At 43.5% G+C, this 11,889-nt stretch carries 9 protein-coding genes; 5 read left to right on the forward strand and 4 right to left on the reverse strand.

What is annotated here, in order from left to right:
- Positions 1 to 128: 128 nt before the first annotated feature.
- The gene (gene mce, locus Q3C19_RS06720; RefSeq protein ID WP_021847717.1) at positions 129 to 545 is read right to left on the reverse strand and encodes a methylmalonyl-CoA epimerase; all 417 of its coding nucleotides are present in this window, start codon (positions 543 to 545) and stop codon (positions 129 to 131) included.
- A gap of 978 nt (positions 546 to 1,523) precedes the next feature.
- On the opposite strand from mce, the gene Q3C19_RS06725 reads away from it, so the two are divergent.
- Both Q3C19_RS06725 and Q3C19_RS06730 read left to right on the forward strand, forming a co-directional pair.
- Complete coding sequence (locus Q3C19_RS06725) at positions 1,524 to 1,781, forward strand: hypothetical protein (RefSeq protein ID WP_302728119.1); 258 nt, start codon at positions 1,524 to 1,526, stop codon at positions 1,779 to 1,781.
- Positions 1,778 to 2,080, forward strand: coding sequence for a type II toxin-antitoxin system RelE/ParE family toxin (locus tag Q3C19_RS06730; RefSeq protein ID WP_302728121.1), 303 nt, complete (start codon positions 1,778 to 1,780; stop codon positions 2,078 to 2,080). The genes Q3C19_RS06725 and Q3C19_RS06730 overlap by 4 nt, the downstream gene beginning before the upstream one ends.
- A gap of 352 nt (positions 2,081 to 2,432) precedes the next feature.
- On the opposite strand, the gene Q3C19_RS06735 is transcribed toward Q3C19_RS06730, so the two are convergent.
- Both Q3C19_RS06735 and Q3C19_RS06740 read right to left on the reverse strand, forming a co-directional pair.
- Positions 2,433 to 3,116 carry a response regulator transcription factor gene (locus Q3C19_RS06735; protein ID WP_302728123.1) on the reverse strand — a complete coding sequence of 228 codons (684 nt, stop codon included), beginning with the start codon at positions 3,114 to 3,116 and terminating at the stop codon, positions 2,433 to 2,435.
- On the reverse strand, positions 3,113 to 4,555 hold the full coding sequence (locus Q3C19_RS06740) for a sensor histidine kinase KdpD (RefSeq protein WP_302728125.1): 1,443 nt from the start codon (positions 4,553 to 4,555) through the stop codon (positions 3,113 to 3,115). The genes Q3C19_RS06735 and Q3C19_RS06740 overlap by 4 nt, the downstream gene beginning before the upstream one ends.
- A gap of 227 nt (positions 4,556 to 4,782) precedes the next feature.
- Here Q3C19_RS06740 and Q3C19_RS06745 point away from each other — a divergent pair, with 227 nt between their 5' ends.
- The 3 genes from Q3C19_RS06745 (at position 4,783) to Q3C19_RS06755 (ending at position 10,859) form a co-directional block, all read left to right on the forward strand.
- Complete coding sequence (locus Q3C19_RS06745; RefSeq protein ID WP_302728127.1) at positions 4,783 to 5,613, forward strand: GLPGLI family protein; 831 nt, start codon at positions 4,783 to 4,785, stop codon at positions 5,611 to 5,613.
- 82 nt (positions 5,614 to 5,695) lie between these two features.
- The gene (locus Q3C19_RS06750; RefSeq protein WP_302728129.1) at positions 5,696 to 8,197 is read left to right on the forward strand and encodes a hypothetical protein; all 2,502 of its coding nucleotides are present in this window, start codon (positions 5,696 to 5,698) and stop codon (positions 8,195 to 8,197) included.
- Between the two features lie 391 nt (positions 8,198 to 8,588).
- Complete coding sequence (locus Q3C19_RS06755) at positions 8,589 to 10,859, forward strand: cation:proton antiporter (RefSeq protein ID WP_022164245.1); 2,271 nt, start codon at positions 8,589 to 8,591, stop codon at positions 10,857 to 10,859.
- Between the two features lie 10 nt (positions 10,860 to 10,869).
- Here Q3C19_RS06755 and Q3C19_RS06760 read toward each other — a convergent pair whose 3' ends face one another.
- Entirely contained in the window at positions 10,870 to 11,856 is a 987-nt protein-coding gene (locus Q3C19_RS06760) for a Gfo/Idh/MocA family protein (protein ID WP_022164246.1), read from the reverse strand.
- Positions 11,857 to 11,889 lie beyond the last annotated feature (33 nt).

The raw sequence follows: 11,889 nt of genomic DNA on the forward strand, positions 1-11,889 counted from the left end.
CAGGAAAAGTTGGACTGGATGCTTTTTTCTGATTCCAAAGTCCGGAAGGTGGAAAAGGCTAGTTGTTTTTTTAGATTTCCTATCGTCCGGATATTCCCTTTGGAATCAGAAAAGACATCCGTCCTTGTTTATTCAGGCTTTTCGCATAATTCAGTCAGTACACCCAGTGTTGATTTCGGGTGGAGGAAAGCGATGTTCAGGCCTTCTGCACCTTTGCGCGGAGCTTTGTCGATAAGACGGATTCCGGCAGCTTCAGCCGAAGCCAATGCGTTGGCTACGCCGTCTTCGATGGCAAATGCCAAGTGGTGCATACCACCGTTGCCATTGTTCTTCTCGATGAATTTGGCGATGGTGCTTTCGGGGCTTGTCGGTTCGAGCAATTCTATTTTTACGTCACCCACTTTCAGAAAAGCAGTTCTAACTTTTTGGTCTTCTACTGTTTCGATGTTGTAACACTTCAGACCTAATACATTTTCGTAGTACGGAAGGGCTTCTTCGATGCTTTTTACGGCGATGCCCAGATGTTCAATGTGTGAAATCTTCATAACTATTTTTATTAATGTTGGTATAAAACTCCTCGTAAGGGGATAAAACAGTACAAAGTAAGGCAATTCTTGTTGAATAAAGAAATATTTCGCCAATTAATTCGTGGCAGGGGGAGTGTTAATTTTCTATTTACTTATAGGTATAATACAATATTATAGGGCGCAATTCTTCTGCAAGGTTGTTGTTGCTGTCGGTTTTGCTGTCAGAAGTTCAATAGTGGGCATCGGCCTACTTCTTCAACATTGAGTCGCCCTTGGGGGTAATAGTCGCCATCGAAGTCAGTAGTTGAGCAGGAGCGGTGCTTGCACGGCTCGCGAGCCACACTTGCACGGCTCGTGAGCAACGCTTGCAATACTCACGGGAGTTACAAGCAATACTCGTGGGAGTTGCTTGCAATACTCGTGGACTTTACTTACAAAACCCGTGAGCTTTTCAGGCAAAACCCGACGGGATTGCTTGTAAAACTCGCCGACATTGCTTGTCACATCCGGCAGCATTGCTTGTTGCGTCGGCCAACTATCGATGTGGCGCCGCTAAAGTAGGTAGTTACGGTCGCCAAGTGGCACTTTGAAAATGAAAAGTGGACAATTAAAAAATGAACAACTCGGGTGAAGGATGGGTTGCGGACAACGTGGATGGGGCGGACTAACACGGATAAAAAGAAGAAAATAGAAAATTGGGTTCACGCTTTCACCACGGAATATCAGCGTTGATAATCAGAGAGATATGGTGAAAGATAAGTTTCACGCCCATTCAGTGAAAATCCGCGTTCATCGGCCTTATTCACGCTGTTTGCGCATCCATCCTTCACCACAACGCACTAATTATCATAAGATTACGGTGAAACTTCACCCGGGAATTGGTGAAAAAGACCGTAGAGCGGAAAGTTCGACTTGAAGAGGAACATCTCAAAAGAAAAAGCAATATATATCATATATATCGTATATATTTTATATATTTGCAAAAAAGACGAAATAATGGAAGCAACAGTAACATACAAGAAAAAGATTATCGACCTGAAGGAGGACACGTTTAAGGTTCTTTCAGTCATGGCAGCACGCCAGGGTACAAACCTGAAGAAACTGATAGAAAACCTGCTCGACAAGACAGCCGAAGAGTACGATGACAGCGAAGCCTACCGCTATATGACCGAGAATTACCCGGACGGAAAGGTCAAGCTGAATAAGAACGAGCGTAAGGAATTTATGGATTGGCTGGGGGTTACTGAGAAATGAGGGTTGAATTTTCAAAGGAGTTTGAAAAGGCAGTCCGCAAACTCTCCGGAAAAATGCTGGATTCAGTGCGTCAGGCAGTACAGGAAGTTATCAATGCCGGAAACATCGAGGAACTGACGGACTGCAAGAAACTGGTAGATTTTGAGTTTATCTACCGCCTGAGAATAGGCAGTTATCATGCCTTCTTCAGCTATCATGTACAGATAGTGGATGACTGCGTCATGTTTCTCTATCTGGTGCCCAGAGGTCAGGCATACGATAAGAAAATGGGAAAAAATCTGCAGCAGAAAGATGTATAACAATTTTTTTATGACTATGCAATCGTAAGCCCCAGCCGTTCCTGCTTGCAAGAGCGAACTTCAAGGTTATTGTTTTTTATGGAAGTAAGCTGTACCCAATAGAGGGCAATAGAGGGGCAGATTAGTTTCATAAGAAGAAACTCTTCGAGAAGCTACACGCAGAAAACATTACTGAGGCCGTAGGCATCGCGGCCAATCTGAGGCTGATTTGAGGATGCTAATGAGAATGATCCTTTTGCTTAAACTATTGTAACAAAGTTCTTTGTGTGTGACGTTGAGATCATGGTTATTATGTTAGCATATTGATTGACCAATAAAAACATGAGATCAAAGACTTGTTCTTTGTAGCTTGTCATTGTATCTGAAGGATATATCCTTTTTTCTTGACAGAAACAATATTAATGGTATTATCAGGAGCAAGGATATGCCGTAAATAAGTAATCTGCACATTCAAAGACATGGAATTAGAATAACTAATGTCGCCCCATACCTGATTCAGAATTTCATCTCGCGTCACCAGTATGCCGACACTTCGTGACAACAGAACCAGAATATCCGTCTGACGTGCCGATAGATTACGGGTTATCCCATCGTATGTGACTGTTGAATTTTGACTGTCAAATAATGTTTTCCCAATCATATAGCGGCATTGAACATTAACTTTCCTGTTCTCAAACCGTTCGTCAATTCTCGCAATCAGCTCTTCAGGATAAAAAGGTTTGGGAATATAGTCATTGCCTTTCAAGTGGAAGCCTTTCAGCCGGTCTGCCTTTTCCGTACGGTCAGTCAGAAAAAAAAGGAATACCTCATTATCCATTTCACGGATTTTCTGTGCAAGTTCGAATCCGTTCATTACAGGCATGTTCACATCCAGCAATATCAAGTCGGGATGTTGGCGGTTATACATTTCCCATGCCGCAGCCCCATCGGAAGCGTAGGCTACCGAATACCCTTCGAGCTCCAAGAAACGTTTCAAAAGCAATGAGTTCTGCCTGTCATCGTCAACCAACAAGATATGTATTTCATTTTTATTCATTGTGGTAACTCTATAATAAAAGAACTTCCATGATTCAGCTCACTTTCTATGCGTATATTACCCCGGTGTGCTTCAACAAGCATTCGGACATAAGCCAGTCCGAGTCCCATGCCTGCTATGTTTTTATCAAAGCCAATCCGCCCACGATAGAATTTTTCAAAAACATGTTCTTGTTCTGATTTAGGAATGCCAAATCCATTATCTTTAACTGAGAGACGGACGTGGTCATTGTCACATTTCCGATAATCTATTTCGATTTCAGCCTTTTCGCGCGAGTATTTTACTGCATTCTCCAACAGGTTGTCGATAATATTAATCATATGCATCTTATCAGCAGTGATAATCATATCCTCGTGAGGAAGAACAACGATATGTACATTCTTGTCACTTGGTACATTCAGTTTGTGGATACACGCATCCAGCAAATCGTGCAGACTGAATGCTGAAATATTAAGTGGTATCTCGGTTGCCTTGCTGAAGGTCAAATCCCTCAGTTTGGAAAACAAAGCAGACAGGCTGTCCAATGCCGTATGGGAATCCGCTACGACCATTTGCCGGCCCGCAATGTCTTTCATAAGGCGTTCATTACCCATATAGGAGACACACATTTTGAGCGTTGCAATCGGACGTTTCAGTTCGTGAATCATGGTTTGTATAAAGTCTGACCGGAGATTTTCTATTTTACGCTGTTTGCGGATCGTGGCAATCTGCGCAACAAGGCAGACAACCAATAAAACAGATAAGGCGAATGAAAAGAACAGAATATCCGACATTTCTCTTATAATCAGCGGCAATGCAATTGGGCAATCCATCCGTACCAGCTTCTTGCCAAGAATGTCGTAGGGATAGGTTATGGAGAGTACAGGATGGAACAACGAACCCCATTCCGTACGGGAAGCTTCCCAGACTATCGAGTCTGCCGTTTCGGTGAAAATGGTATCGAGCCTGATGTTGTTAGACTGCATTATCGTGTCGAGCTTCTCAGCTGAAAACGGGAACCGTCTGTTAAGACAGTTGCGCTCTATCGCATCAAGAACCTCCGATTCTTTCCGATCCTGTTTGACAACAATCACTTGCACTTCTCTATCTAACCAGTCAGGATGTTGCGTTTCATATATTCGGGAAAACAAATCAGCCGAAAGTGAATCAATTGCCGAACACCGGCGCATATCTGCCGTATAGATATCAAATAAAAACATCTCAGTATCTCCTTTTACAAACCGTCTGGTCGTATATTCAACGGCAATTTCGTTATTGACCGCACTCTGACGCACCTTGTTGTATTCATCAACGGATTCAAATACACGACTGTAAAGTGTATCCGCACAGGTTTGTACCGTGTACTTATATCGGGAATAAAGCCATTTGCCCTGCACGATGGCAAATAACACGATGACAATTACTGTCAGGTAATTCAGTATTTTGATTCTTTTTTCCATAATGCAAATATATGGCAATTTGAATAGAATGGATTGCATGGGCAAGGCAATATTAATCAGCCATAATAATTTAATAATAATTCTATAAGAATAGGATAATGATTATTTTTTCCAGTCTGTCACGGTGCCGATACCTTTGCACAAAAAAGTAATACGAATATTCTTATGAAAATACGTTCAATATAAATAACCATCAACAGATATTAACTCCATAAAACTTATTGTATATGAAACATTTTCTAATTCTCAGTGCAAGTTTGGGACTTTCCTTGTCATTGTCTGCACAACAAAGCAACACGTTCCCGACAGATTATGAATGCCTGTATGAATATAAGGTGACAAATTCAAGATTCATTACGGACACCTATACGACTATTTTACAGATAGGACGTGATTGCTCCTGTTTTGTGGATTACACGGCATTCCAGTCCGATTCTGTCAACGCCAGTCCTCATGCTTCCGACGAGGATATAAAAAAATACCAGATGCGGAAAATGAAAAACAGTTTGTTTTTCGACCAGACAGTATTACAAAACCATCCGCAAGGGGAAATTTCTGTTTACAGTGTAATACCGCCAGATTATTATATGTACAAGGAGAAACTCCACCCGATACAGTGGAGCTTAGGCAATGAAACCGATACCGTCTGTGGTTATGTCTGCAAAAAAGCGACGGGTGAATACGGAGGAAGGAAATGGGTCGTATGGTACTCACCGGAAATACCGACCACTTACGGTCCTTGGAAATTTTGCGGTCTTCCCGGCCTCGTAATGCTGGCTCATGATACGGAGAACATACACCGTTTTGAAGCCATTACTTTCCGCAAGGGCACATTGCCGATAGCTTTGCCGGATATACCCAACATAGTGACCGTAGAAAGAGACAAGTTTGTCAAAAGCAAGAACAAATTTGAAGAGGACCCCATGACAAACATTCCACTGGAATCAATCAGTGATATGACGGTGCAAAAGGATGAAGAAGGGAAAAGCTCCATCCTTATCAACGGTGTACAGTTGCGGATTCGCCCAAATGGTTACACTCCCTTGGAATTAGAATGAAAATTTGGCTATGCGTTTATTCTTCAGTATATTATTTTGCGTTATTACAGGTATCGCTTATTCTCAAAGTCGGATAGAAGGAATGTTGAGAGATGTTTCCGGCGCAGGCATCGACGGTGCGATCATCAAAATTTCTGCGGACAGCACCGTCATTGCCTATGCAATTTCTGACAAGGGACATTTTAATGTTGCCTTTCATACTGGTTCAAGAAAGGTCAAGCTAATCGCCGAGTCGATGGGATATGAATCTGTGGAAAACGAAATCTTGAATATGTCCCAGACCTGCAACCTTACAATGAAAGAAAAAGCGACGGAATTGAAAGAAGTGGTCGTAAAGGCCCCGGCCATCTACCAGCGCGGCGATACCTTGTCCTTTCATCTTTCTGCATATACCACTCAAAGTGACTATACATTGAAAGACGCCCTGAAAAAGCTTCCGGGCATAAACGTAGAAGAATCGGGCAAAATCAAATACCTGGGGAAAGACATCTCAAGCTTTTACATTGACGGTCTGGATTTGCTTGGTGGGAAATATAACATAGCGACCACAAATATACCTGCCTCGTACGTAAATTCTGTTCAGGTGCTGAACAATCATCAGGCCATAAACATGAATAAGGACATTTTTTCAGATGACGTTGCCATCAACATCCACATGAACAGCAATGCACGTTTTAAACCCATTGGAACGTATGAAGGCTCTGTTGGATATGGTGACGACTGGCTATATCAGGCAAGCGGGGCCGGCATGCTTTTCAAGCCCAAGTTCCAGACCATTGCCACATTGAAAATCGGGAACGTACATTCATTTGCTTCAGATGAAGTGACTTCCCTTATCGGAGGAATCAAAGATGAGTCCAAGGCTGAGAAACTAATGGGCAATCTATCGGCTTCCACTCCACCGATGGACAAAGACCGGTATGCCTCGCCTGCCGAACACATGTTTTCTGTCAATTTTATCCAGAAAATAACAGAAACAGCCACATTGCGTGGAAACGTCGATTACAGCTATTCCAAAAGCCAATATGATTATGACATTCAACGCAACTTCTATGACGGGGATGAGAATATAATCATCGACCAAGGTATAAATTCGCTGTCAACCAGTCATACTCCCAGTTTCTCCATCGTTTATAAAAACAATGCATCGACAAGCTATCTTAATAATTCTCTATTTGGCAAGGCCACGTTCCTACGCAACGACTTGCCGACTACGGAAAACGGCCAGACACTTATGCAGCAACAGTCCATGCGTGACTACTATGTAGGAAATAATTTTTCATATAGCTGGCGCAGGAAGAAACTGCGCTGGAGGCTGTCATCATCCGTTCTGTTATTCAACACGCCACAAGTCAGGCTTACTGTCACAAACGAAGGAAACGACATTCATCAGCATGTAAACAGCTTGAGTTTTCAGACCAAGAATCTCCTGTCTGCGATTTATGATTTCAAGAACTCACGTTTTTATTTTCCACTGTTACTGAACTATTCGGCAGATAAAATGCAAACCGATTTACAGTCCTACCGGGACAATGCAGACAATAAGAACGATATGGCAGCCGGTAATTTGAGTGTCGCTTTTGCTCCGCGCTATGAATATACCCATCCGAAACGCATATATGTCTTTCGGGCCGACGTACCGATGCGGATAGATTACATACACAACAGGAATCACATACAGAATGAAAAAGATAAATTCAGCTTCTTTTCCGTATGTCCCGGAGTTTATTTTAACTATAAATTCAGCAGCCGTTCTACATTCAGGACGCAAGTAGCCTATACACGAAACTTTGGGGACATCCTGGACCTCCTGACGTTCCCGGTGCAGACGGACAACACAACCCAAAAAATCAGTTCGGGCATTCTACAGGACAATCAATCGTTGATGGCAAACCTGCACTATGACTATAAGATACCATTGGATATGTGGTTTGTCAATGCTGACATTATGTACCAACGTGAGCATAACAATCTGCTGGCATCCCAAACGGTAGCATCGGACTTGATTCAGTCAACTTACCTGTACATGCCCAACAATACCCATAACATAACGGCCCAACTGGGCATTACCAAGCAAATTGAATCCATAAAGACAAAAATTTCATTAAATGGACTGTATATATGGAGACAACAGCAGGCAGAGCAGAACAGCTTGCTCACAACCTATTCCTGGCAAAGTGTCGGCATTTCCTCTACATTGACCTCGCAGCCATGCAAGTATGTTGAATTGGATTATTCCGGTGAAATAAGCAAAACTTTTTTGAGCTATGAGGACATCAAGAGAAGTTATTGGTCGCAGGTACATAAAGTTTCATTAAAAATCACACCGGTACAGTCCCTCATCTTATCCGCTTCATCAGACATCGTGAAAAAGGACTTAACAGAAAATCAGAGTAAAACAACGGGCTTGCTTGATTTTGGCATAACCTGGCTATTCAAGGCTTTCAGGTTTAATCTGAGTTTGCAAAACGCGTTAAACCAAGATGCATATAGCTATACGATATACGATTCTATCAATACCTACAGCTATGATTACAAACTGCGTGGGCGTGAACTATTATTTACGCTTGCAATAACACTGTAATATTTAACGTGAATTCGATATGAAATAATATATAAGTTTGATTATTAGCGATTAATAAATTGATGCAGTCATAAATCCTTTTAGTTTTCTTCTGCAAAGTTCCACACTTCGTGGAACTTTTCCACTACCCAGTAGAGTAGTTCTGAAAATAGGAAACTTGCATTGCGGATATTATGAGTATGAAATAAGAGTGCTTGCGAACTATGCAAGCCTCCCTTTATAAATTATGTAATCCTCCTTTCATCGACAACTGTTGTTAGAGGGAAAAATAAGTTTTTCCTGTTTTTGCCTTTTCTGGCGAGAAAAGGGTCATTAAACATTAGACAAAAAGATATGAGTTTTCGTTTCTTTGTTGTAACTTTGCACTAATAATGACAAAAAGGATAATATTATGTCGCATTTAGCTCCTCTGATTGCCGATTTGGCACTTATATTGATTTCTGCAAGTTTGATGACACTGCTTTTCAAGAAGCTGAAACAGCCTCTTGTGTTAGGATATGTGGTAGCCGGTTTTCTGGCAAGCCCTCATCTGTCTTTTACCCCTTCGGTGATGGACACGGCCAACATACAGACTTGGGCCGATATAGGTGTCATCTTCTTGCTGTTTGCATTGGGATTAGAGTTCAGTTTCAAGAAGATTGTAAAGGTAGGAGGTCCGGCTATTATTGCAGCCTGTACCATTATTTTCTGTATGATACTGGTCGGTGTAGCAGTGGGAACATCATTCGGATGGAAGCGGATGGACTGCATCTTCCTGGGAGGAATGATAGCCATGTCGTCTACTACCATTATCTATAAAGCTTTCGATGATTTGGGCATACTGAAAAAGCAGTTTACAGGACTGGTGTTAAGTGTGCTTATTTTGGAAGATATTCTGGCCATTGTCCTGATGGTGATGCTGTCTACCATGGCAGTCAGCAACAATTTCGAAGGGACGGAAATGCTGGAAAGCGTCGCCAAACTGCTCTTCTTCCTGATACTCTGGTTTGTGGTAGGCATCTATCTGATTCCTGAACTGCTGAAGCGCTGCCGCAAGCTGATGAGCGATGAGACGATGCTCATCGTTTCGTTAGGACTGTGTTTCGGTATGGTGGTGATAGCTGCCCATACGGGTTTTTCTGCGGCCTTTGGAGCTTTCATTATGGGTTCTATTCTGGCAGAGACATTAGAGGCAGAGCACATCGAGCAGCTGGTAAAACCGGTAAAGGACTTGTTCGGAGCTATCTTTTTCGTGTCGGTAGGTATGATGGTCGATCCGGGTATGATTGTTGAATATGCCATTCCTATTTTGGTCATTACATTGGCGGTGATTGTCGGACAGTCTTTGTTTGGTACATTGGGTGTTCTGCTGTCGGGACAACCGTTGAAGACAGCCATGCAGTGCGGATTCAGTTTGACACAGATTGGTGAGTTTGCTTTTATTATTGCCTCGTTGGGTGTTTCTCTGAATGTGACCAGTCATTTCCTCTATCCTATTGTGGTGGCTGTATCGGTGATTACGACTTTCCTTACTCCTTATATGATACGTCTGGCCGAACCGGCTTCCAATTTTGTGGATGCTCACATGCCGAAAAGGTGGAAAGGCTTTCTCGACCGCTATACATCGGGCTCGCGTGCGGTCAATCATGATAGCTTATGGAAGCGCTTGATCGTATCGCTTGTGCGTATTACGGTCGTTTACTCCATTGTGTGTGTAGCTATAGTAGCGGTTTCATTCCGTTTCCTGGTACCTCTTTGCAAGGAAGGATTACCGGGCGTTTGGGGAGCGTTGGTTGCAGCGTTTGTAACGATTCTGTTCCTGGCTCCTTTCCTGCGGGCCATCATGATCAAGAAAAACCATTCCATGGAATTTGTTACACTGTGGAATGACAACCGTGGAAACCGTGCGCCGCTAGTAGCTACCATTGTGTTGCGCATATTGCTGGCCGTATCTTTTGTGATGTTCGTCATTGCAGGACTGTTCAAGATGTCGGTCGGACTGGTGTTTGGTGTTGCATTGTTGCTGGTGATTGTGATGATTCTGTCTCGTCAGCTGAAAAGACAGTCCATACTGATAGAACGTAAGTTCTTCCAAAACTTACGTTCGCGTGACATTCGGGCGGAATATATGGGCGAGAAGAAGCCTGAATATGCGGGTCGTCTGCTTTCGCGCGACTTGCATCTGGCCGATTATGTGGTGCCGGGCGAGTCGGGATGGGTTGGCAAAACGCTTGCCGAACTGAATTTCGGTAAAGAATATGGTGTGCATGTTGTCTCCATTTTGCGTGGAAAGAAACGTATCAATATTCCCGGTGCTATGGACCGCTTGTTTCCACAAGATAAATTGCAGGTGATAGCTACGGATGAAGAACTGAACCGTTTTGGCGAAGAGATGGCAAAAGTCTCAGAACTGGATACTGACGTGGTGGAAAAAAGCGAAACGATTCTTCGTCAGTTCCGCATCGATGCTGGTTCTCCCTTCCTGGGCAAGACACTGAAAGAAGCCGGTATTCGTGAGAAGTATCATTGCCTGATAGCCGGTGTAGAGCGTGGCAGTGACGAACTTCACGCTCCCGATCCGCATGAACCCTTTGCCGAAGGCGATGTTGTGTGGATTGTGGGAGAAAAAGCAGATGTGTATAAGCTGGTTGGGGAGAAGAATGAAGATGAGGAAATGGAGTAGGGAAGTCTGTTTATAACTTCCCTAATATCTTGTCCATTACCCAGTTGGTAAGAGTAGCGCTTTCGCCATCGCATGTACATACTGATTTGCCCAGCAGGTGGTCTACTACTGCCTGAATGAGCGGCTGCTGTACGTATATGGGATTCTCGACAATAATTTCTTCGCGTCCTCTTTCGGTGTGAAGCGCTATTGGGTCGTAGGTGAAAACCGAGAAACAGATCATGCCCTTGTCTCCGATAATTTCGATACGGTCTTCACGTGCCGAGTCGTGTGCAACGAAGCACCAAGAACCACTGCCTACCAGGCCGCTGTCGAACTGGAAGCAAGCGCTCAGTGTGTCCTCGGCAGGGTAGAGTCCGCCCCGGTTGCTTTTGTAGCCGCTGGCTTGTAGTATGCAGCCGAATATTTCCTGTAATAAGTCAATCTGATGAGGAGCCAAATCGTAGAAGTAGCCTCCGCCTGCAATATCGGGCTGTACGCGCCAAGGTAATTTCTGCTTGTTGTAGTCCAGATCGCGTGGAGGTTGTGCGAAACGAATTTGGATGTTGATGACATTTCCGATAGCACCTTCTTCGACCAGCGATTTTACTTTCTGGAAATAGGGAAGGTAACGCCGATAATAGGCAACGAAGCAAGGAACTCCCGTCTCGTGCGAAACGCGGTTGATGCGGCAGCACTCCTCGTAAGTGACAGCCATCGGCTTTTCAATGTAAACAGGCTTTCCCGCTTTCATTGACATGACGGCGTATGTAGCGTGCGAGGAAGGAGGAGTGGCTATGTAGATAGCGTTTATTTCGTCGTCGTCAATCAGTTCTTGTGCATCATCGTACCATTTGGGGATTCCTCTTTCCTGTGCATACGCTTTGGCTTTGGCACCGTCGCGGCTCATAACGGCTACAACTTCGGAATTTTCTATTTTCTGAAAGGCCGGACCACTTTTGTATTTGGTTACTTCGCCACAGCCTATGAATCCCCATTTAATTATTTTTTCCTTCATATCATTATGCATTGACGTTAAAATCCGGTTTTA

The organism is Bacteroides sp. ET489, assembly GCF_030518095.1.
In the GTDB taxonomy this organism is placed as follows: domain Bacteria; phylum Bacteroidota; class Bacteroidia; order Bacteroidales; family Bacteroidaceae; genus Bacteroides; species Bacteroides ndongoniae.

Coding starts and splice junctions, on each gene's coding strand:
- Q3C19_RS06730 (WP_302728121.1), top strand. CDS start 1,778: ATGAGGGTTGAATTTTCAAAGGAGTTTGAAAAGGCAGTCCGCAAACTC.
- Q3C19_RS06750 (WP_302728129.1), top strand. CDS start 5,696: ATGTTGAGAGATGTTTCCGGCGCAGGCATCGACGGTGCGATCATCAAA.
- Q3C19_RS06755 (WP_022164245.1), top strand. CDS start 8,589: ATGTCGCATTTAGCTCCTCTGATTGCCGATTTGGCACTTATATTGATT.
- mce (WP_021847717.1), bottom strand. CDS start 545: ATGAAGATTTCACACATTGAACATCTGGGCATCGCCGTAAAAAGCATC.
- Q3C19_RS06745 (WP_302728127.1), top strand. CDS start 4,783: ATGAAACATTTTCTAATTCTCAGTGCAAGTTTGGGACTTTCCTTGTCA.
- Q3C19_RS06740 (WP_302728125.1), bottom strand. CDS start 4,555: ATGGAAAAAAGAATCAAAATACTGAATTACCTGACAGTAATTGTCATC.
- Q3C19_RS06760 (WP_022164246.1), bottom strand. CDS start 11,856: ATGAAGGAAAAAATAATTAAATGGGGATTCATAGGCTGTGGCGAAGTA.
- Q3C19_RS06725 (WP_302728119.1), top strand. CDS start 1,524: ATGGAAGCAACAGTAACATACAAGAAAAAGATTATCGACCTGAAGGAG.
- Q3C19_RS06735 (WP_302728123.1), bottom strand. CDS start 3,116: ATGAATAAAAATGAAATACATATCTTGTTGGTTGACGATGACAGGCAG.